Annotated in this window: 16 protein-coding genes; 10 read left to right on the top strand and 6 right to left on the bottom strand. The window is 71.8% G+C overall.

Features of this window, described 5'->3' with window-relative positions:
• Together KBX21_RS20275 and glpX are read right to left on the bottom strand one after the other, a co-directional pair.
• Window positions 1-1476: hypothetical protein (locus KBX21_RS20275; RefSeq protein WP_247666061.1), on the bottom strand; the 1476-nt coding region annotated here is incomplete at its 3' end.
• Between the two features lie 151 nt (window positions 1477-1627).
• Window positions 1628-2653 (bottom strand): class II fructose-bisphosphatase, encoded by a 1026-nt coding sequence (glpX, locus tag KBX21_RS20280; protein WP_049568715.1) that lies wholly within the window; start codon window positions 2651-2653, stop codon window positions 1628-1630.
• 389 nt (window positions 2654-3042) lie between these two features.
• Between glpX and KBX21_RS20285 the strand changes: the two genes are divergently transcribed.
• Together KBX21_RS20285 and KBX21_RS20290 are read left to right on the top strand one after the other, a co-directional pair.
• A complete protein-coding gene (locus tag KBX21_RS20285) occupies window positions 3043-3654 on the top strand; it encodes a TetR/AcrR family transcriptional regulator (RefSeq protein WP_049568817.1) in 612 nt (203 codons plus the stop codon).
• Between the two features lie 272 nt (window positions 3655-3926).
• Complete coding sequence (locus KBX21_RS20290) at window positions 3927-4526, top strand: DUF4245 domain-containing protein (RefSeq protein ID WP_049568718.1); 600 nt, start codon at window positions 3927-3929, stop codon at window positions 4524-4526.
• Between the two features lie 392 nt (window positions 4527-4918).
• Here KBX21_RS20290 and KBX21_RS20295 read toward each other — a convergent pair whose 3' ends face one another.
• A complete protein-coding gene (locus tag KBX21_RS20295) occupies window positions 4919-5890 on the bottom strand; it encodes a 4-hydroxy-3-methylbut-2-enyl diphosphate reductase (RefSeq protein ID WP_199776484.1) in 972 nt (323 codons plus the stop codon).
• A 295-nt stretch (window positions 5891-6185) separates the two neighbouring features.
• Here KBX21_RS20295 and KBX21_RS20300 point away from each other — a divergent pair, with 295 nt between their 5' ends.
• The 3 genes from KBX21_RS20300 (at window position 6186) to KBX21_RS20310 (ending at window position 8579) form a co-directional block, all read left to right on the top strand.
• Window positions 6186-6842 (top strand): hypothetical protein, encoded by a 657-nt coding sequence (locus KBX21_RS20300; RefSeq protein ID WP_210843085.1) that lies wholly within the window; start codon window positions 6186-6188, stop codon window positions 6840-6842.
• 154 nt (window positions 6843-6996) lie between these two features.
• Window positions 6997-8334, top strand: a complete 1338-nt coding sequence (gene xseA / locus KBX21_RS20305; protein WP_210843088.1) for an exodeoxyribonuclease VII large subunit — start codon at window positions 6997-6999, stop codon at window positions 8332-8334.
• 2 nt (window positions 8335-8336) lie between these two features.
• Complete coding sequence (locus tag KBX21_RS20310; protein WP_049568729.1) at window positions 8337-8579, top strand: exodeoxyribonuclease VII small subunit; 243 nt, start codon at window positions 8337-8339, stop codon at window positions 8577-8579.
• 105 nt (window positions 8580-8684) lie between these two features.
• Here KBX21_RS20310 and KBX21_RS20315 read toward each other — a convergent pair whose 3' ends face one another.
• Both KBX21_RS20315 and KBX21_RS20320 read right to left on the bottom strand, forming a co-directional pair.
• On the bottom strand, window positions 8685-9251 hold the full coding sequence (locus tag KBX21_RS20315) for a DUF6542 domain-containing protein (protein WP_049568732.1): 567 nt from the start codon (window positions 9249-9251) through the stop codon (window positions 8685-8687).
• A gap of 191 nt (window positions 9252-9442) precedes the next feature.
• Window positions 9443-10801, bottom strand: coding sequence for a DNA recombination protein RmuC (locus KBX21_RS20320; RefSeq protein WP_210843090.1), 1359 nt, complete (start codon window positions 10799-10801; stop codon window positions 9443-9445).
• Window positions 10802-11061: 260 nt separating this feature from the next.
• Between KBX21_RS20320 and KBX21_RS20325 the strand changes: the two genes are divergently transcribed.
• On the top strand, window positions 11062-11760 hold the full coding sequence (locus KBX21_RS20325; protein WP_049568737.1) for an alpha/beta fold hydrolase: 699 nt from the start codon (window positions 11062-11064) through the stop codon (window positions 11758-11760).
• 9 nt (window positions 11761-11769) lie between these two features.
• On the opposite strand, the gene KBX21_RS20330 is transcribed toward KBX21_RS20325, so the two are convergent.
• Window positions 11770-12741: an FkbM family methyltransferase gene (locus KBX21_RS20330; RefSeq protein WP_049568739.1), complete on the bottom strand. Its 972-nt coding sequence runs from the start codon at window positions 12739-12741 to the stop codon at window positions 11770-11772.
• Between the two features lie 203 nt (window positions 12742-12944).
• Between KBX21_RS20330 and ychF the strand changes: the two genes are divergently transcribed.
• The 4 genes from ychF to KBX21_RS20350 all read left to right on the top strand — a co-directional run bounded on the left by ychF (window position 12945) and on the right by KBX21_RS20350 (window position 20390).
• A complete protein-coding gene (gene ychF, locus KBX21_RS20335) occupies window positions 12945-14030 on the top strand; it encodes a redox-regulated ATPase YchF (RefSeq protein WP_049568742.1) in 1086 nt (361 codons plus the stop codon).
• Between the two features lie 677 nt (window positions 14031-14707).
• The gene (locus KBX21_RS20340) at window positions 14708-15673 is read left to right on the top strand and encodes a conjugal transfer protein (protein ID WP_049568744.1); all 966 of its coding nucleotides are present in this window, start codon (window positions 14708-14710) and stop codon (window positions 15671-15673) included.
• 79 nt (window positions 15674-15752) lie between these two features.
• Window positions 15753-16076 carry a hypothetical protein gene (locus KBX21_RS20345; protein WP_049568747.1) on the top strand — a complete coding sequence of 108 codons (324 nt, stop codon included), beginning with the start codon at window positions 15753-15755 and terminating at the stop codon, window positions 16074-16076.
• Window positions 16077-16094: 18 nt separating this feature from the next.
• Window positions 16095-20390: a TcpE family conjugal transfer membrane protein gene (locus KBX21_RS20350; RefSeq protein ID WP_210843091.1), complete on the top strand. Its 4296-nt coding sequence runs from the start codon at window positions 16095-16097 to the stop codon at window positions 20388-20390.
• Window positions 20391-20421 lie beyond the last annotated feature (31 nt).

Genomic DNA, 20421 nt, shown 5'->3' on the forward strand with positions numbered 1-20421 from the left:
GGTCGAGTAGGGGCCACCGAAGGCCTCGTCCAGGAAGCCCTCGATCGCCTGCTGGTCCCCGCCGACAGCGTGGTACTGGAAGGACGGATCCGAGAACCCGTCCGGGTCGAACGAGGTGAGGCCGAAGGCGGTCGAGCCGCCCAGCAGGGAGGTGAACCCGTCCGGCAGCGGAGCGCCGACCGAGTTGAAGAACGACTCCATCTCGGTGCGGTCGCCCTCGTTGAGGAACGGGAGGTCGTCGTTCTCCCAGGCGGTGCTCAGGGACTGGTCCATGCCGCTTCCGGCGAAGGCCGCCACGGTGCCGGAGGGCAGCCCGCCCATGGCCTCCATGCTCGCGCCGGGGGCGTCGGCCAGCCAGGTCAGGGCCTCGTCCTCCACCTCGAAGCCGAAGACGTCCATCCGGGCCTCGAGGTAGTCGCCGTCCACTCGCACGGATGCGGTCATGCGCCCCTCGACGGCGGAGTCGAGCCCGGTGCCGAACTCGGCCGCCAGCTCCTGGTCCATCCCGGTCAGCTCGCTGAACGCGCCCAGGTCCATCCAGGCCAGCGCGATGCTGCCGCTCGGAACGTCGCCCAGGTCTCCGGTGTAGGTGTCGTTGCCCTCGAGGTCGCCGTGGGCCGACATCTGGTCGTTGTACTCGGAGATCTGGACCTCGTCCTCGGCGATGACCACGAAGTCGTCGACCATCGTGTAGTCGAGGTCACCGTCCTCGCGGAGCCCGCCGAGCGTGCCCTCGGCGGCACCGGCGTCCGTCACGGACAGCGCCAGCACGAGCGCCATGTCGTCCTCCACGGCGGCCTCGGGGTCGCTGGCGGGCCAGGCGGCGACACCGGCCTTCTGCCCGATCCACTCCTCCACCTCGGACTCCTCGACCTCGAAGGTCTCGGCGAACGCCCCGGCGAAGACACCCGTGGTGTCCTCCTCCACCTCACCGGTCTCCTCGGTGACCTCGGCGGGGAGCTTCTGGGAGAAGCTGATGAGGTCCATGACCTGGGAACCGTCGATGTCCAGGTCGACCTTGCCGAAGGCCACGGAGTTGCCGGGCAGCACGGACTCGGGCTGCGGTCCACCGAAGTCGACGAGCGAGACGGCCGCCCACAGGGTGCCGCCCATGACCACGACGGCCACACCCGCCGCAGCCGGGATCAGCCACTTGCGGCCGCCGCCCGAGGGCGGGACCTGGCCGCCCGAGTACTGGCCGCCGTAGGGCGGCTGACCGGGACCGCCGGGGCCCATGGGGGCGCCGGGTCCGCCGGGTCCCATCGGAGTGCCCGGCCCCTGCTGGGGCGGTCCACCCGCGCCCGGGTACTGCTGGCCCGGGTACTGCTGCCCCGGGTACTGGCCGCCGGGAGGCTGCGGAGCGGGCTGGTGCGGGGCGAAGTGCGGCTGGCCGGGGCCCTGCTGCTGGGGGAACCCCTGGCCCGGCTGCTGCGGCGGCTGCCACTGGGGCTGCTGTGGGGGATCTGGGTAGGACATCGGACCTCCGACGAGGGTGTTCGGGACAGGCGCGGGCGCGGGGCCAACAACGAGTCTGATGCGGGGAAACACCGAGTTGTTCACACAGGACCGCGAGAGCACGACGGCGGTGCCCCGTCCAGGAGGACGAGGCACCGCCGTCGCGCGGTGACTACTCCGGGGCGGAGGTGAGGTCCACGCCGCTGTAGGCCGACAGCTTGCTCAGCCGGTGCTCGCTGCGGACCTGGCGTACGGTGCCGCTGCGGCCGCGCATGACGAGGGAGTCGGTGGTCACACCGGTCGACTCGTAGCGGACCCCGCCCACCAGCTCGCCGTCGGTGATGCCGGTCGCGGCGAAGAACACGTCGTCCGAGGAGACGAGGTCGTCGGTGAGCAGCACGCGGTCCAGGTCGTGGCCCGCGTCGACCGCCTTCTGGCGCTCCTGGTCGTCCTTGGGCCACAGACGGCCCTGGATGACCCCGCCCAGGCACTTCATGGCGCACGCGGTGATGATGCCCTCCGGCGTGCCGCCGATGCCCAGCATGAGGTCCACACCCGTGCCCCGGCGCGCCGCCATGATGGCGCCCGCGACGTCGCCGTCACTGATGAACTTGATCCGGGCGCCCGCGTCGCGCACGTCCTGGACCAGCTGCTTGTGACGCGGACGGTCCAGGATCACGACCGTCACGTCCTGCGGCGACTTGCCCTTGGCGCGGGCCACCGCGCGGATGTTCTCGGCGGGCGACGCGGCGATGTCCACCACGTCGGCGGCCTCGGCGCCGGTGGCCAGCTTCTCCATGTAGAACACGGCGGACGGGTCGAACATGGTGTTGCGCGGGCTCATCGCGATCACCGCGATGGCGTTGGGCATGCCCATGGCGGTCAGGGTGGTGCCGTCGATCGGGTCGACCGCGACGTCCCAGTCGGTGCCGCCGCCGTCGCCGACCCGCTCGCCGTTGTAGAGCATGGGGGCGTTGTCCTTCTCGCCCTCGCCGATCACCACGGTGCCGTTCATCGACACGGTGCTGATCATGTGGCGCATGCCTCGCACGGCCGCGCCGTCGGCGCCGAGCTTGTCGCCCTTGCCGACCCAACGGGCCGCGGCCAGCGCGGCGGTCTCGGTGACGCGGACCAGTTCCAGCGCGAGGTTACGGTCGGGCGCCGAGTGCTGCGCGGACGGGTTACTGGGCTGCGACATGGACGTGACACCTTCCGTCAGGAAACAGGGTGGGGTTCTCTCTTAGGGTAGTCACCCGACGTGACCTCCGTTTATCGCGGTCCCCGGGGAGCACGGCGCGCGTGTCGGACGCCACCCGGCCGGACGAACGCCCGAGCGGGGGCCGATCACGGGCGCGCCCGGCTGATCCGGGTGCGGGTGGTCGGGTATCACCGAGCGCGACGTGGCCCGTAACATCGTGCACCTGACCCGGATCGGCCACGCCGTGGCGGTCCCGGCTGCCGGGAGAGCAGTCGTCAGGCGCGCCGGTCGCGTCAAGCCCGTCGCCGCGAGGCAGGGGGGAGTTCCCGGGGCCTCCCGGGGGAACGCTCCAGGCTCGTGGGGACCCGGACAGGAGTGAGGGCGTGACAGTGGACAAGACGGACAGGCCCGCGCGGGTCTCGCCGCGTGGCGCGGCCACCCGCAGTGCCCTGCTGCAGGCGGCGGCCCAGGTGTTCCGCACGGTGGGGTTCGCCAAGGCCGGTGTGAGCGAGGTCGTCTCGGTCGCGGGGGCCAGCGTCGGCAGCCTCTACCACCACTTCACCGGCAAGGCGGACCTGTACGTCGCCCTGTACGAGGAGTTCCAGCAGCGCCAGCAGGAACGCACCCACCAGGCGGTCCGCGACGCCCGGTCCGATGGTGAGAGTGATCCCACACGGCTGATGAACATCGCCGCGCACGCCTACCTCCTCGGGTGCATCGAGGAGCGCGACACCGCGCGGCTGTTCTTCAGCGGCGACGGCCCGCCCGGGTTCGACTACCAGCTGCGGTCGAGGCTCACCCAGTGGACCGACCGCAACGTGGCCCTGTTCCGCAAGGCGGACGAGCCCGTCGACGAGGCCCTGCTGATCGTGGTGAGCGGTTCCATGCTCCTCGCCGTCGCCGAGGTCGTGCGCCGCGACGACGCCGACGCCCACCGGCTCGCGGACGAGATCACCGGGCTGCTCACCGAACTCGAACCGCGCCACCGGCAGCGGGACTAGGGCGGGTTTCTTCGCTCCCTCCGCCCGCCCGTCACCCTCCACCACCCTCAACGGACGCCTGCGGCGCGGTGCTCGCCCTCTTCGTCACCCTCCACCACCCTCAACGGACGCCTGCGGCGCGGTGCCCTCGCGTCACCCACCAGGCTGCCCCGCCGCGCCGATGAAGCCCGGACAGCCGACCCCGGTTCCCGTCCGGGGCCGGTCGCCGCTCGCGCCCGCTAACCGCACCCCAGGTCGAAGTGGCCCGGGAGCTGGGGCAAGCTGGTCTTGTCATGAGTTCATACAGCCGGGCCAACGCCACCTTCAAGAACTACGCCATCTCCCTCGGGGTCGTCGTCGCGATCATCCTGGTGATGGCGTTCGTGGTCTCCACACGATCGGGTGAACGCATCCCCGAAGTGCAGTTCCGCCCGGACATCGAGGTGCTCAGGAGCAGCGCCGAGTATCCGGTGACCGCCCCCGACGAGGACCTCCCCGAGGGCTGGACGCCCACCAGCTCCACCCTGGACCTGAACGGCCCGGTCGAGTGGACGGTGGGGTTCGCCACCCCGAAGGACAGCCACGCCAGGCTGGTCCAGAGTGACGACGACCCCGACACCGTGGTGCGCGACAGCGTCAAGGACGCCGAGCCGGTGGGCACCGTCATGGTGGGCGACCAGGAGTGGGAGCACCTGGAGTCCGATGACTGGGGCGCGCTCGTGCTGCGCGGGCAGGACCGGACCCTGGTCGTCGCTGGCAGCGCCGGAGTCGACGAGTTCGCCGAGCTGGCCGAGCACCTGGAGACCTTCCCCGTCCCGGATCCCGAGGACACCGAGGACACCGAGGAGGGCGACGGCGCCGAGGCCTCCGAGGCAGCGGACGCCGACTCCTAGGGCGTTTCGGATGCCTTCGCCGGTGGCGGCGGAGCCCCACCGCCGCGAGCGGCCGTGTCCCCTGATGTGCGCTGCCACGCAGGCACAACGGGGGGCCGCCATCTCTCGCAGGTGGTGGAGCGGGACCGCCGCCACTGTGCGCTGCCACGCAGGCTCCGCGGAGCCGCACGGCGGGGCCCGCCCACTGTGCGCTGCGCGAGCTTCATCGGTGCGGCGAGCAGCCTGGTGGTGACGCGAGAACACCTCGCCGCAGGAGTCCGTTGAGGTGGCCACGGGTGGGCGGAGCGATCCAAAGGACACCCCCCAAGCCCACGGTCCACCCCGCACACGAAGGGCCCCGTCGAACCGTCCGGTTCGGCGGGGCCCTCGATGTCGGGAGCGTCGGGAGGCGCCTACTCGGCGCGCAGGTCCCGGCGGAGCTCCTTGGGCAGCGAGAAGGTCAGGGTCTCGTCCGCGGTCGTCACCGGGCTCACCGAGCCGAAACCGTGCCCGGCCAGCTTGTCGAGCAGTTCACGGACCAGGATGTCGGGCACCGAGGCGCCGCTGGTCACGCCCACCGTGGTGACGCCCTCCAGCCAGGCCTCGTCCATCAGGGTGGCGTTGTCGATCAGGTACGAGGCGTTCGCGCCGGCGTCCAGGGCGACCTCGACCAGGCGCACGGAGTTCGAGGAGTTGTCGGAGCCCACCACGATGACCAGCTCGCACTCGGGCGCCATGGCCTTGACGGCGTCCTGGCGGTTGGAGGTGGCGTAGCAGATGTCGTCGCTGGGCGGGTCGAGCAGGTTCGGGAACCGCTCGCGGAGGGCGTCGACGGTCTGGTTGGTCTCGTCCACCGAGAGGGTGGTCTGGGACAGCCAGGACACGTTGTCGGGGTCGCGGACCTCGACCTTGTGGACCTCGTCTGGGCTCTCCACGATCTGGATGTGTTCCGGGGCCTCACCGCTGGTGCCCTCGACCTCCTCGTGGCCGATGTGGCCGATGAGGATGATGTCGCGGTCCTCGGAGGCGAAGCGCTGGGCTTCCTTGTGCACCTTGGTGACCAGGGGGCACGTGGCGTCGATGGTCTTGAGCTGACGCCGCTGGGCCTGCTCGTGGACGGCGGGCGAGACACCGTGAGCGGAGAAGACCACGATGGCGCCCTCGGGCACCTCCTCGGTCTCCTCGACGAAGATCGCGCCGCGCTCCTCCAGGGTGCGCACGACGTGCGTGTTGTGCACGATCTGTTTGCGCACGTAGATCGGGGCGCCATACTGTTCCAGTGCCTTCTCGACGGTGATGACCGCCCGGTCGACTCCGGCGCAGTACCCCCGCGGGTTGGCGAGAAGCACACGGCGTTGGTTCGTGGCAGTCGTCATCGCACTCATGGGACACATCCTAGGTGTGATCCGGCGCCGTGGGTCCGGGTGTGGGAAAGGGCACCGACGTGGGTACATCCACGGCGGGACCGCAGGCAGGTGACGTCGGCGCGACCGAACGCACGCGATCCGGCGTCGAAGTGGCGAAATCGTTCACTTCTCGCCCGCTCATGCTGTTCCTCCCTCCTCTATCCTGGGTCACCATCGCATCTGTTATGAGGCGGTTCGCCCTCAACTCGGCCTTGCCTTGTTCGCTGGACGCGCGCCGCCGGCCCACGCCGAGAGCACCAGGAGCCCCCGTCCTATGTCGAACCCGACCATCGTCACGAAGCTGACCACCCTCGTCAGGGGCATCTTCGGGCGCAAGGACCCGGTCGTCACGACCGTGCAGGACAAGAAGGACGAGACCCCCGCGGCCACGGACGCGACGTCCGAGAACACGGTCAAGCAGGCCGAGAAGGCCGAGGAGAAGGCCGAGACCGCCCCCGCGGCGACCGCCGAGACCCCTGTGGACGCCGTCCCGGAGACCCCCGCAAAGACCTCTTCGGAGACCGCTGCCGACGCAGCCCCGGAGGCCGCCCCGAAGACCCCCGCCGAGACCACCTCCGACGCCGCCCCGCTGGTCGAGGAGCCCAGGGACGAGCCCTCCGTCCCGGCGACCGCCGACCTCCCCGAGGACGGCTCCGCCCTGGCCGAGGAGCTCGAGGCCGCCGAGGCCCACACCACGGTCGCCAGCGACGACGTCCTGGAGCGGGTCCGCAAGGAGGCCGCGCCCGCCGCAGAGGACCTGGCCGTGCCCACCTACGACGAGCTCAGCCTGCCGTCCATCCGGGCCCGCCTGCGCAAGCTCACCATGGATCAGGTCCGCGACCTGCGCGCCTACGAGGTCGCGCACGAGGCCCGCCCCGAGTTCATCAAGATGTACGACAACCGGATCGCCAAGCTGGAGTCCGAGGTCTGAGCGGGGTCGCGTCCGTGGGCGCGTCCCGAACCACCCCCGCCGTGCCAGCCCCGGAGGCCGAGGTCCGGACACACGTCCGGGAACGCATCGTCTCCGGGGCCGCGCGCCCCCTCCTTCACCGAAGTGTCCGCACCCTGGCCTAGGCTCTGGAGCCATGGGTATGGAGAGTTCGGCGGAGTCCCCGCAGCCGGTCAGGACCGTACTCCAGGCGGTCGGTGGCTGGATCGACCGACTGGGCGCCATCTGGGTCGAAGGGCAGATCGCCGAGCTCAACTCGCGCGGCCGCATGTCCTACATGACCCTGCGCGACCCTGTCGCCAACGCCTCCATCCGGGTGCTCTGCGAGACCTCCGTCCTGCGCCGCCAGGAACCGGCCCCCGGCCCGGGCGACCGCGTGGTCATCCACGCCAAGCCGGACTTCTACCAGCTCAAGGGCACCTTCTCCCTGCGTGCCAGGGAGATCCGGCACGTGGGGATCGGAGAACTCCTGGCCAGGCTGGAGCAGCTGCGCCGGACCCTGACCGCTGAGGGCGTGTTCGACCCCGCCCGCAAGCGCCCGCTGCCCTTCCTCCCCAACACCGTCGGCCTGATCTGCGGCCGCGACTCCGCCGCCGAACGCGACGTGCTGGAGAACGGCCGCCGCCGCTGGCCCGCCGTGCGCTTCGAGGTGCGCCAGGTCGCGGTCCAGGGCGACCGGGCCACCCGCGAGGTGATCGAGGCCCTGCGCGACCTGGACACCCGCCCGGAGGTCGACGTCATCGTCATCGCCCGGGGCGGCGGCTCCATGGAGGACCTGCTGCCCTTCTCCGACGAGGCCATGGTCCGGGCGGTGGCGGCGGCGGGCACCCCTGTGGTCAGCGCGATCGGCCACGAACAGGACGCGCCGCTGCTCGACCACGTGGCCGACGTGCGCGCCTCCACCCCCACGGACGCCGCCAAGCGCACCGTCCCGGACGTCGGGGAGCAGCTGGAGATCATCCGCCAGCTCCGCGACCGGGCCCGCCGCGTGATCCGGGGCGGCGTGGACCGTGAGCTGGCCTGGCTCGCGAGCGTGCGCTCCCGCCCGGTCCTGGCCGATCCGGTCCGGGAGACCGAGCGCCTCACCGAACAGGTGCTGGAGCTGCGCGACCGCGCCCGCCGGAGCCTCGCCGCCTCGGTGGACCGCGCGGCCGACACCCTGGTCCACACCGAGGCCCGGCTGCACGCGCTCTCCCCGGCCACCACGCTGGCGCGCGGCTACGCGATCGTGCAGCGCGAGGACGGCTCCGTGGTCCGCTCCGCCACCGAACCCGCGCTGGGGGAGACCCTGCGCGTGCGGTTCGCCGAGGACGGACTGAGGGCCACCGTCGACGCCCTGGACGGCGAGGCGGAGCCCGAACCGCGCCCGGCCGGGAAGAAGCCGGCCACCGGCGGCTCGCGCGGCAGGAAGAAGAAGGCGGCGCCCGCCGCCGAGGACACCACGGACAACGCAGCCACCACAGAGGGGGAGTAGGCATGGCCGACCAGAGCGAGGCCCCGGAACTGAGCTACGAGGAGAGCCGGGAGGAGCTGAACGACGTCGTCCGCAGACTGGAGTCGGGCGGCCTCACCCTCCAGGAGTCCCTGGAGCTGTGGGAGCGCGGCGAGAAGCTCGCGCGTGTCTGTGAGCACTGGCTGGAGGGGGCCCGCGCCAAGCTCGCCGCGGCCATGGACGAACGCCGCGCCGACGAGCCGGGGGACGACGACACCCCGTTCTGAGGTCCGTTCCGCCACTGGTCCCGGGGCGGAGTCCCGGCCTCGTGAGCGGTCCGCCGGTGCCGTGCCGCCTCCGGCCTCCGTGGGCGTCGCGGGCCCGGGTGGGACCTACTTGCGGCCGTTGAGTTCGTCGCCGAGGTTGCGCAGGTTGCCGGGCAGGCCACGGAAGACCGCGACCACCAACACCAGCGCCGTGCCGAGGAACAGCCACGGGGCGACGTCGGCCAGCCGGGAGGCCAGGCCGAGGATGAGGACCCGGGCGAACCCCTCGTTGCCCAGGGCCAGCAGACTCTCGGCGGCGACCACGGCGACGAAGTAGGCGATGGGCGGGCTCACCGAGAGCGACAGCAGGTCGCCGGGTCTGACCAGGGCCGCGGTGACCAGGCAGGCGAGGGTGAAGGCCAGCCCGGGGGCCGCGGGGGTCGACATCAGGTGGGCGATCATGGTCCCGGCGAAGCTGGACACGACGATGAGCAGCACTCCGCCCCGGCCGGTCAGCCGTGGTGGGCGCCAGGGGGCGGCCGTCGTCTTCGGGTGACTGCGCGCTGTCCTGTCCGGGTTCGGGTGGCTGCGCGCGGGCCTGTCCGCGCCCGCCGCCTCCCGACCGCGACCGTTGGACCGCACGAAGTACGGGGCCTGTCCGGGTTCCGGACCGTCCGACTTGCGCGGGGGCATGGTCGTGCGCCTCCCCAGTTTGTTACTCACAGTGTTCAGTCTGTCACTTCTCGTGAAACTTCGGGGGTCATTCCTGGGATCGTGTCGCCATTTCGGCCACTTGCCCCTTCCGGGGGGATCGTGGCTTCCACCCCTTGGACGCCGAGATCTCCCCTCCTGGTTCCGGCTGGTTCCGGAGAGGTGGCCGAGCGTCACTCGCCGCGAACGACTCCCTCTGGTTCCTTTTGGGTCGAACCGTTGTGGCCGTTATCCCCATGCCGAATACCGCCGTACTCGGCCGCGCTCGCGACCTTCAGGTCCGACACCTCGGTGTCGCGCGCCTCCGGCTCCGCGATCCCCGCCGACGCCTCCGTCAGCTCCGGTGCCGCCACCGTACGCGGCCGCTCCTCCACCCCGGAGAGCCGGTCCAGGTCACCGTCGACCAGCCCCAGCTCACCGAACCGCCGCGCGGTCACCAGCACCCTGCTCTCCAACGACCCCACGGTCTGGTTGTAGGCGCCCACCGTCCGGTTCAGCGCCCGGCCCAGCCCCTCCACGTGCCCGCCCAGTTTGGCCAGCCGCGAGTACAGCTGCTTGCCCAGGTCGAACACCTCACGGGCGTTCTCGCTCAGCGCCTCCTGCTGCCACGCGTACTGCGCAGTCCGTAGGAGCGAGATCAGCGTCGTCGGAGTCGCGATGTGCACCCGCCGCCCCATCGCGTGCTCCAGCAGTCCGGGGTCGTACTCCAGAGCCGGGGCCAGGAACGCCTCACCCGGGATGAACAGCACCACGAACTCCGGCGCCGGGGTGAACGCCGACCAGTACGACTTCGCCGCCAACTGGTCCACGTGGGTGCGCACGTGCTTGGCGTGCGCCCGCAGCCGCTGCTCCGAGGCCGCCCCCTCCCCGGCCTCCACCGCGTCCAGGTAGGCCGCCAGCGGCACCTTGGAGTCGACCACGATGTTCTTGCCGCCCGCCAGCCGCACCACCATGTCCGGCCGCTGCGCCCCCGACACCGCCTGCTCCTCGAAGTCGCAGTACGCGGACATCCCGGCCAGCTCCGCCACCCGCCGCAGCTGGAGCTCACCCCACCGGCCGCGTGCCTCGGGCCTACGCAACGCCGTCACCAGAGACTGCGTCTGGTCCCTCAGCCGCTCCGAGCCCTCCCGCACGAACTCGACCTGCTTGGCCAGCTCCGCGTGCGCGGCGGCCCGACCGGCGTCCACCTCCCGGAGCTGGGTCTCCACCCGGTTCAGGGTCGCGGTCAGGGGCTCCACCATCCGCTCCACGGCACGGCGCCGCTCGTCCAGGTCGCCCCCGGCCTCGGCGCTGACCGCACGCAGCCGGCCCTCGGCGAGTTCGAGGAAACGCTGGTTGGTCTGGTCCAGAGCCTGCGCGGACAGCGCGCGGAACCGGTCCGCGAGCTGCTCCTCCACGTAGGCGGCGCGCTCCTCCGCCGCCCGGGCGTCCGCGCGGGCCTCGGCGTCGCGACCGCGTGCGAGCAGCCAGCCCACGGCGGCGCCGATGACCAGACCGATGACGAGAACGAGTACGAGTGCGAGGGCGTCCATGGCGCCATGCTCTCAACCCCCGGGGGTCGTGTGCCCGCCAACGCGCAGGACCGCAACCGTGCGGTGATCCACGGCACGCCTCCACGGGCGGGGCGCCGAACCCGAGGCCCGACCACCGGCGGGCCCTGACCGGAACCGGCCACGGGCGGGGGTTGTCGGAGGGGGAGCCAACACCCACGCTTGGAACCCCGGTGACGTCGGGGGCGCGACACCGGGGGCAACCGCGCACACCACGCGGCGCCCCGAGAAAGGTCACCCACATGCGCCTCGCCACCCACACCAGCGGAACCGGGGAGCGCCTCGCCCTCCTCGTGCACGGCGGCACGTCCCTCCACCGGACCTGGCACGCGGTCGAGGACCGGCTCGTCCGGCGCGGCTACCGGGTGACCGGGGTGGACCTGCGGGGCCACGGCGAGAGCCCGCGCGGCGAGTACACGACCGAGGCCCTGCGCCAGGACCTGGTGGACACCTTCCCGACGGGGGCCGACCTGGTCGTGGGCCACGCCATCGGCTGTCTCGCGCTGTCCCTGGCCCTGGACCACCTGCGCCCGGCGAAGGCCGTCCACGTCGACCCGGCCTTCCGCGTCCCGCCCCAGCCCGAGGGCGCCGGCGATCGGCTGCGCGCGGTGCTGGCCACCGCCGACGCCGACCAGGTGCGCGAACTCCACCCGGGGTGGAGCGACGAGGACGTGCGGATCGAGCTGGCGGGCTTCGCCGCCACCGACCCCGACTTCCACGCGTGGGTGACCGACCACCTGGCCGGTGTGGACAACTTCCCCAAGGCCGCCGAGGTGCCCTCCCTCGCGGTGATCGCGGGGGTGGGTTCGCCGATCGGTCCCGAGGGCGCCCGCACCCTGGCCGAGCGCGGCTTCACCGTCCGCACGGTGGAGGGCGCCGGGCACAACGTCCACCGCGACGACCTCCCGGGGCTGTTCGCGGCCCTGGAAGGCTGGATCTGAGCGGCGGTCTCACAGGTCCGCGGGGGCTCCCCGGCACGAACCGAGGGCCGTACGCCACACGGTGACGGAGTCCCAGAACCCGCTGGTCGGCTCCTCGGGTGCGAACATCCACATCCGCTCCCACGCGGGCGAGGCCCGGCCGGAGATCTCCGAGCGCGCCTCGTAGGGAGGGTCGCCGCTGATCGGGAACCACAGGTACTCCAGCGGGTCCATGAGGGCCATCAGCCGCTCCTCCACGCCCCGGTCCGGACGCACCTTGGCCATCACCCAGGGCCGGAAGCGGCGCAGCACCTCCAGCCCCCCGGCGATCACGTCCGGCTCGGTTCCGGAGGTGTCGATCTTGACCACCGTCGGGAAGGTCGTCGCCGTCTCGTTCCACCGCGACAGGGTGGCCGTGCGCACGGTGATGTGCGAGAGCCCCATCCGGGTCGAGTTCACCAGCCGGTTGCACATGTCGTTGTGCAGGGCGCGGCGCAGGTGCCCGCTGCCGTTGTGGTTGCTCAGGGCCAGGTCGACGACGCCGAAACCGAGGTCGCCGGAGGCGGAGACGGCGCGCGCGGCGGCGGCCAGCTCCGGGGTGGGCTCGAACGCGAAGACCGGCCGGGGCGTACGCGCGGCCGCGAGCATCGAGTACACACCGACCCCCGCGCCGACGTCGAGGACGGCCCCGGGGCGGGTGTGGTCGAGGATCGCCATGAAGCTGGCGAGGCTGTCGGGTTCGTGTCCGGACAGACCCGAGGCGGCGAGGCGGCGGGGGACCGTGAGGTCGCCGGACAGCTGGAGGGTGATCGTGTCCGCTCCCACCCGGCGCCGGTCGTCCTCGGGGCGCGGCAGGTCCAGGGTGAACCTGCGGTTGCGCGGCGGCACCCGGGCCGGGTCCAGGCCGCCCAACCGCCTGGGCAGGTGCACGCGGAGCTGTCGGGTGGCGAAGCGCACGAGCGGATACCGGTGAACGAGTGCGCGCAACTGGTCCTGGACCACGGTGTCTTCCCCCCAAGAGAACGGAGCCGTGATGACTGCTGCCGGGAGCTGCTCGACGCTGTCCTGTCGGCTCGATCCCTGCTCGTGGTGCCCGGCCGCACCCCGAACCTACTCTGCGTGTCCGCTCCAGCGCACTCTGTTTCCATGATTGGCCGCACGTGCCCGGGTCGGCCCACCCGCCGGTCCGCATAGACTCTGACCTTGTGAGTCTGTCTATCGGGATCGTCGGCCTGCCCAACGTTGGCAAGTCCACCCTCTTCAACGCGCTGACCAAGAACGACGCTCTGGCGGCGAACTACCCGTTCGCCACCATCGAGCCCAATGTCGGAGTCGTGGGCGTGCCCGATGCCCGGCTCGGGAAGCTGGCCGAGATCTTCGGGTCGGCGAAGATCCTGCCCGCCACGGTGGACTTCGTCGACATCGCGGGCATCGTGCGCGGCGCCTCCACCGGTGAGGGCCTGGGCAACAAGTTCCTCGCCAACATCCGCGAGAGCGACGCGATCTGCCAGGTCATCCGGGCCTTCGAGGACGCCGACGTCACCCACGTCGACGGCGACGTCGAGCCCTCTCGCGACATCGAGACCATCAACACCGAGCTGATCCTCGCCGACCTCCAGACCCTGGAGAAGGCGATCCCGCGCCTGGAGAAGGACGCCAAGCGCAACGCCAAGGACAAGGACTCCCAGGAGCTCCTCAAGGCCGCCCGGGCGGCGCAGGAGATCCTCGACGAGGGCGTCTCCCTGTCCCAGGCCAAGGACGTGGACCTGGACCGGCTGCGCGAGCTGAGCCTGCTCACCGTGAAGCCGTTCATCTATGTGTTCAACCTCGACAGCGACGAGCTCGCCGACGAGGCCCTGCGCGGCAAGCTCCAGGACCTGGTCGCCCCGGCCGAGGCCATCTTCCTCGACGCCAAGATCGAGGCGGAGCTGGCCGAGCTGGAGGACGACGAGGCCCAGGAGCTGCTGGAGTCCCTCGGCCAGACCGAGTCGGGCCTGGCCCAGCTCGCGCGGGTGGGCTTCGCCACTCTCGGCCTTCAGACGTACCTGACCGCCGGGCCCAAGGAGGCCCGCGCCTGGACGATCAGGAAGGGTGACACCGCCCCCGAGGCGGCCGGGGTCATCCACACCGACTTCCAGCGCGGATTCATCAAGGCCGAGGTCGTCTCCTTCGACGATCTGATCGCGGCCGGGGACATGCAGTCCGCACGCGCCGCGGGCAAGGTCCGCATGGAGGGCAAGGACTACGTGATGGCCGACGGCGACGTGGTGGAGTTCCGCTTCAACGTCTGACCCGCACGAACCCCAAGGGGGCGGGCCGAGTTCTCTCGGCCCGCCCCCTTCGTGTTCGCCCCGGTCCCGTTGGGTGTGAGCGGAGCCGCTGGTCCGGGCGACTCGGCCCAACGCGTCGAGGTTGGCGAACGGGACAAGCGCGGCCCGCGCCAGGGGAGCGTGGGGGGTCATCGCGCGCCATCCCGGGTAGTGGGGTGGGGCCCGTTGCCCCGGTCCCGGCGGTCGGGGGACGGTCCGTTGCCCGGTCCCGGCGGTCGGCGGACGTGCCCTGGGGCCCGTTGCCCGGGCCTCGGCGCTGGGCGGACCCGCGTGGGGCCCGAGTGTCGCTGGTTACATCCGGTCAACGGTTTCCTGACCACTCAGGACACATCTTGCTCACCAAGCGGTGACCAATCCCTTTACGGTCCGGCCAGAAAGGCTCTGACGTGCACATCCTTAGGAAGTGGTCAGTGGTGAATTGCCGTACTCTGCACCTTTTAGGCGGTTTCTTCACCCGGGTCAATGTGGTCCCGGTCCGGAAACACGGACCCGTCCTGGCCGCTCCCAACCCGCACAATGCCTCACTATAGGGATGGGGTAGACAAGGGCATGGCGGAAGGCGTCGGCGACGGCGCGCGGAAGTCCGAGCGTCGGCACTATGGCCGACGCGTCACTGTGTGCAGGACCAGGAGGCGGGGATGGCCAAGACGGCGCGGCGCGACACCGCGGTGCGTGACCGGGTGGACGACGTCGAGCACGAGCTCGACGCTCCGCGCCCCCGAAGGCCCCGCGCCGGGGCGGGCGGCCGCTGGTGGGTCGGCGTCGGCCGCGTGCTGCTCTGGGCGTTCATCATCGTCGTCATCTTCAACGGCATCTGGTTCCCCATCCGCAACGGCTTCTCCCTTCCCAGCAGCAGTGCCGAACCCGAGGTGAGTGACGGCCTCGACTTCCCCGAGGCCTCCGCCGCGGCCTTCGCCCTCCGCTTCGCCGAGTCCTACCTCGACACCTCCGACCCCGAGGCCCGACTCACCTCCCTCGCGGCCTTCGTCCCCGACGGACAGGTCAGCCAGCTCAACCTCCCCGCGGACAGCCTCGCCGGTGAGAACCTCACCGTCATCGCCGTGGACGTGCGCGACGAGCACAACGCGGTCGTGGCCATCCGCGCCGACGTCAACGACGAGGCCATGAGCCTGGAGGTGCCCGTGTACAGCGACGGGGCCTCCCTGGTGCTCTCCGGACGCCCCGCGCTGCTCGCCGCGCCCAGCCAGGCGGAACTGCCCCCGGGCCCCTCCTTCGACACCGACCCCCAGGCCGCCGAGCAGCTCGGCGACGTGCTGACCGGCTTCTTCGAGGCCTACGCCGAGGAAGCCGGCCACCTCGACCGCTACGTGGAACCGGGTGCCACTGTCACCCCACTTCCGGCGAACAGTGTCGAATTCAGCGAACTGTCCGTTATGCCGGTGCCATCCCAGTCCTCGACCGGGGATGATGACGTACGACAGGTGGCGACCACCGTGGTCTGGGGCCTCCCTTCCGCCGACGCCGACGACGGCGCGGGTGAAGCCGGACAGATGGTGCAGAACTACCTGGTCACGGTCGTGAACTCCGGAAACGAGTGGTACGTGCGTGACATCCAGGGCGCCCCGCACTCGTTCGGTGACTAACCGATGACGGGGCCTGTAGGCAAGGAGACGAGACGAACCATGCGCACACCAGTAACGACAGCGGAGGAAGGCGCCTGACATGCTCCCCCTGTTGTCCGCCACCGCCGACACCATGACGGCCCTCGGCGCCGCCGACCCGATCTCCCTCGCGGTCGAGGCCACCCCCGCGCAGAACGCCCCCGACACCGGCGGACTCGCGGACTTCCTGCGTGGCTTCTTCGGGCCGCTGTTCCTCGTCATCGTGTCCATCGTGGCGATCTTCTTCCTGTTCACCAGGGAGATCACCCGCTTCATGCAGTTCATCATCCTGGCCATCTTCATCGGGATCGTGTTCTACGTGCCCGGCATCATCGAGGTCATCGCGGTGGCGCTCGCCCGAGCGATGGGCGTATCGACGGAATAGGCGAGGGAGGCCGGAATCGTGGATCTGCCCACGTACACCAACATCTGGCGTATCGAGAAGCGGCTGTACAAGCTCTACGATTTCCGGCTGCCCATGCCGCTCCCGGTGGGGACCTTCGGGGTCGCCCTGGGCGTGTTCGCGCTGTGGGTGGTGCTGCTCAGCATCCTCAACGCCCCGTTCGACTTCGGCAACGGCTGGCACCTGGTGCTCTGGGTCGTTCCGCCGGGGGTGATCACCGTGCTGGCGACCCGGCCGGTGATCGAGGGCAAGCGCCTCACCGAGCTGCTCATCTCGCAGGCCCGGTTCCTTACCGAGGCCCGCGTGTTCACCCGGCTCGCACCCGAGTACGAGCCCGCCGAGATCAGGGTCTCGGTGCGCGTGTGGCACCGGGACCCCGAGGCCGGGCCGCTGCCGCTGACCCGGAGTGCGGCCCGTAGGGCGCAGGCCGAGCAGGCCGCCGTCCTGGAGGCCGCGCCCGCGACCGAGGTCGAGGAGGCGCCCGTCCCGGAGAGCGGTCCCCGCGCCGCGCCTCCGCTGCGAGGCGTGCCCGCACGCCAGACCGCCCCCGTCGTCGAACACGACGACTCCGTCGAGTACACCCCCGCGCGGAAGGTTCCGGTCGCCGTCGCCGCGGGACTCGGAACCGACACCGCCTCGACCCAGGAGGACGACGCCGTGGCGGAGCACGAGGGCCGGTCCGAGCACCCTGCGATGGCCAGTGACACTTCGGAGGAGCCCCGCAGGGGCGTCGGCCGCCGTGTCCTCAACTACTTCGGCTTTGGCCTGTCCGCCGCGCCCGCCGAGGAGGAAGCGCGTTCCGAACAGGGCGCGGGCGAACCCCGCGACTCCTTCGACGAGCCCCTGTACGTCACCGAGGAGGACGAGCAGCGCGACCGCGACGAGTGGTTCGCCCGACTGCGCGCCTCCTCTGGAGAGACACCCCTGGGACTGACCTCCAAGAGCGCCTACTCCGACAGCGACACCGGTGCCATGAGCAGCGCGGAGCTCGCCGAGGCGGTCGGGCCCCGCGAGCCCGACCCCTCCCGGCGCCGCGCGGAGGAGATGACGGCCGCGTCACTGGAGCAGGAGTCGCCCGCCGCCCGCCGACTGCGCGGACGGACCCAGGGCATCCAGGTGGCCAGGGACCACGCCGACCGCAGGGTTCGGGATGAGCCCGAGCCCGCCCGCGAACGCGCCCGGCAGGCCCCGCCCGCGAGGCCCGAGCGTGCCCGGGGGACCGCCCTGCCGGACACCGCCGGTACCGAGGACGACCGCCCGGCCCGGCAGCGCCGCGAGGGGCGGCCCCACGCCACCCCCTGGGCGCTCGAACCCGAGGGCGGGAGTCGCACCGACTACCCGGACCTGTCCGACTACGCCGCCCGCTTCGCCGCCGCGACGGGCCGTCCCTCGTCGGCCGGGAGCGTGTCGGCCGCTCCGTGGCTGCCGCCGGCCGCGGCGACCCCCGAGGAACCCGAGAGCCCCGAGGAGCAGGAGCCGATCGGCCGTTCCGAGGCGGGACCCCAGGTCTCCCACGCCACCCACGGCCTGGTGCGTCCGGCCACCGAGGACGCGCCCAAGCCGCCGTTGCAGCTGGACCACGGCACCGGTGAGCACGAGGCGATGCCGGTGGAGAGCGGCGGGCAGGCGGCCGAGCACGGGACCCGGTGGAACGAGCACATGTCCGTGCTCGACCGCCACCTGATCAAGGCCGACACCCCGGCTCCGCCCCGGCCCAAGTTCGCCGACGCCGTGCCGAGCAAGGAGCGGGACAGCGAGCGCCGCGACCCGGCGGACTGGTTCGACGACGGCAAGCGCCGCCACCCGGACCAGCCCAAGGTGGGCGACCGCGACAACCCGGTGATCGTGGTCAGCGAGCTCCGCGAGGAGCGCCGCGCCGCCGCCGAGGCCCGCCAGGAGGCCAGGCGCAGGGAAGCCGGGAAGCAGGCGCCCGAGGAGCCCGAGGAGTCCCAGGGAGCGGTAGGAACTCAGGAGACCAGGAGGGCGCCCGAGCGGGCTGGGAGTGCTGAGGCCCGCGAGGCCAAGTCCACCGGAGAGGTCGGGGAGCTCCAGGAGACGGAGACGGCTTCTGCGGGCGACACGGCGCCGAACGTTGCGCATCCACATGGTGCTGATGGGGTTCAGGAATCCCAGGATGTGGAGGAGACCCAGAAGTCGGAGAAGGCTTCTGTGACTCCGGAGGCCGCCCAGGCTGCGCAGACGGCTGAAGAGGCTCTGGAGTCTCAAGGTGCGCACGACGCCTCGGTGACCCGAGAGGCCGAACGAACTCTGGGGACTGAGGAAACGCCCGAGCGGGCTGGGAGCGCGGAGGCGCGTGAGGCCCAGGCTGCCGGTGAGGCTGCGGGGTCCCAGGGAGTTCAGGAGACGTCGGGGCGGACCGAGCCCGGTACCTCCAGCGAGTCTGCTGAGCCCCAGGGGTCAGTGGGAACTCAGGTGACCCAGAGGGAGCCAGAGCAGACCGGGAGTGCCGAGGCGCGTGAGGCCGAGGCTGCTGGTGAGGTTGCGGAGTTCCAGGGTGCGGAGGCGGCTCCTGCTGCTGACGTGGCGCAGGTTGCCCAGGGAGTTGAGGAGACGTCGGGGCGGACCGAGCCCGGTACCTCCGGCGAGTCTGCTGAGCCCCAGGGGTCAGTGGGAACTGAGGTGACCCAGAGGGAGCCGGAGCAGACCGGGAGTGCCGAGGCGCGTGAGGCCGAGGCTGCTGGTGAGGTTGCGGAGTTCCAGGGTGCGGAGGCGGCTCCTGCTGCTGACGCGTCGCGGGATGCCCAGGGAGTTCGGGAGACCCCCGAGCGGGCTGACCGTGCGGGGGCCGAGGCCGCCAACCGAGTTGCACAGACTCCCCACGGGGCTGGGGAGACCGGGACGCGGGTGCAGCCCGGACCACGCTCCGTGGTCCTCACCGAGGGGCCCAAGCCGCCGACCCAACTGGACCACGGCACGGGTGAACTCGTGAGCTTCGTGGAGGTCCGCAAGGACCCCCGCGGCCCGACCCCGCGTCCCTCGGCGAAGGACTCCGCTGACCGGCCCACCGAGACCGAACTGGCCGAGGCCGAAGCAGCGGCACTGCGGTCCCGCCGCGCCCAGGCCGCTCGGGAAGAGCCCGTCGGGGCAGCGTCGGCCCCGGAGCCGTCCGAGCGGGAGAACGAGGCCGCTGGCGGCACGGAGACCCACGACCCCCACGACGGGGTCTTCCACCGGGTCGCCCAGAACGCTCGTCGGATCGGTCAGCTCTTCGGACAGCCCACCCCGGGTGAGGAGCCCGAGCCACGCGCGAGCGGCGACTCCGGGTCCTCCGAGGACACCACGAAACCCGACCTCGAACTGGACCACGGCACCGGTGAACAGGCCCGGCTGGGCGACACCCCCCAGGGGGTGCCCTCCCAGCGGCCCCGGCCCGAACCGGTTCCGCGTGCGGAGGAGGTGGACCACGAGTCCGGCGACCCCAGCACCTCCGGCGGCACCCGGGGCTGGCGCCGACTGGCCAAGGTCGTCACCGGGGGCGCGACGCCGGTCCGATCGGACCTGCCCACCAGCGACATCGAACGGCTGCGCACCCCGCTGGCCGAACCCAGGTCCCTGGTCGTCCTCGGCTGCACGGGAGGCGCGGGGCAGACGGTCACCGCTCTGATGATCGGCCACACCCTCGCCGCGCACCGTGACGACCGGGTGGTGGCGGTCGACGTCAACCCCGGCCCCAACGGCCTGTCCCGCCGCGTCGGCGCCCAGGCACCGGAGACCCTGACCGCGCTGCTGGCCAACGCCGACTCCGTGGACGAGTACGACCGGATGCGCGCCTACGCGGGCCGCGCCGGGACGGGACTGGAGGTCGTGCAGACACTTGACGACCCCTACGTCCAGACCCTGGACGACCGCGACTACGGGCAGCTCGCCGGGCTGCTCGGCGGGTTCTACGGTGTGACGCTGCTGGACCCGGCGGCCACCGGCGTGGCCCGGGCCCTGCCGGTCGCCGACGGCCTCGTCCTGGTCGCTCCGGCCAGCGCGGACGCCGAGCGCGCGGTGTCGATGACCTTCGAGTGGTTGGACGGCAACGGGTACGCGACGCTGCGGGCCAACTCGATCCTGGTGGTCAACGGGGTCAGCAAGCGCAGCCTCCAGGACGTGGACGCCGCCGAGCGGGTGGCGCGCGGCCGTTGCCGGGCTATCGTCCGCATCCCCTGGGACGACCACCTGGGTTCCTCGTACACGAAGATCGACGTCGGCGCCCTGCGGCCCGCCACCAAGCGGGCCCACGGCGCCCTGGGCGGGGTCCTGGTCAACGCCCTCGCACCCGCCACCTGACACGGTGGCCCGCATCCGCTGTCGGGTGCGG

Source organism: Nocardiopsis sp. B62 (assembly GCF_018070675.1).
Classification (GTDB): domain Bacteria; phylum Actinomycetota; class Actinomycetes; order Streptosporangiales; family Streptosporangiaceae; genus Nocardiopsis; species Nocardiopsis prasina.

Coding starts and splice junctions, on each gene's coding strand:
- glpX (WP_049568715.1), bottom strand. CDS start 2,653: ATGTCGCAGCCCAGTAACCCGTCCGCGCAGCACTCGGCGCCCGACCGT.
- KBX21_RS20290 (WP_049568718.1), top strand. CDS start 3,927: ATGAGTTCATACAGCCGGGCCAACGCCACCTTCAAGAACTACGCCATC.
- KBX21_RS20295 (WP_199776484.1), bottom strand. CDS start 5,890: ATGAGTGCGATGACGACTGCCACGAACCAACGCCGTGTGCTTCTCGCC.
- KBX21_RS20300 (WP_210843085.1), top strand. CDS start 6,186: ATGTCGAACCCGACCATCGTCACGAAGCTGACCACCCTCGTCAGGGGC.
- xseA (WP_210843088.1), top strand. CDS start 6,997: ATGGGTATGGAGAGTTCGGCGGAGTCCCCGCAGCCGGTCAGGACCGTA.
- KBX21_RS20310 (WP_049568729.1), top strand. CDS start 8,337: ATGGCCGACCAGAGCGAGGCCCCGGAACTGAGCTACGAGGAGAGCCGG.
- KBX21_RS20315 (WP_049568732.1), bottom strand. CDS start 9,251: ATGCCCCCGCGCAAGTCGGACGGTCCGGAACCCGGACAGGCCCCGTAC.
- KBX21_RS20320 (WP_210843090.1), bottom strand. CDS start 10,801: ATGGACGCCCTCGCACTCGTACTCGTTCTCGTCATCGGTCTGGTCATC.
- KBX21_RS20325 (WP_049568737.1), top strand. CDS start 11,062: ATGCGCCTCGCCACCCACACCAGCGGAACCGGGGAGCGCCTCGCCCTC.
- KBX21_RS20340 (WP_049568744.1), top strand. CDS start 14,708: ATGGCCAAGACGGCGCGGCGCGACACCGCGGTGCGTGACCGGGTGGAC.
- KBX21_RS20345 (WP_049568747.1), top strand. CDS start 15,753: ATGCTCCCCCTGTTGTCCGCCACCGCCGACACCATGACGGCCCTCGGC.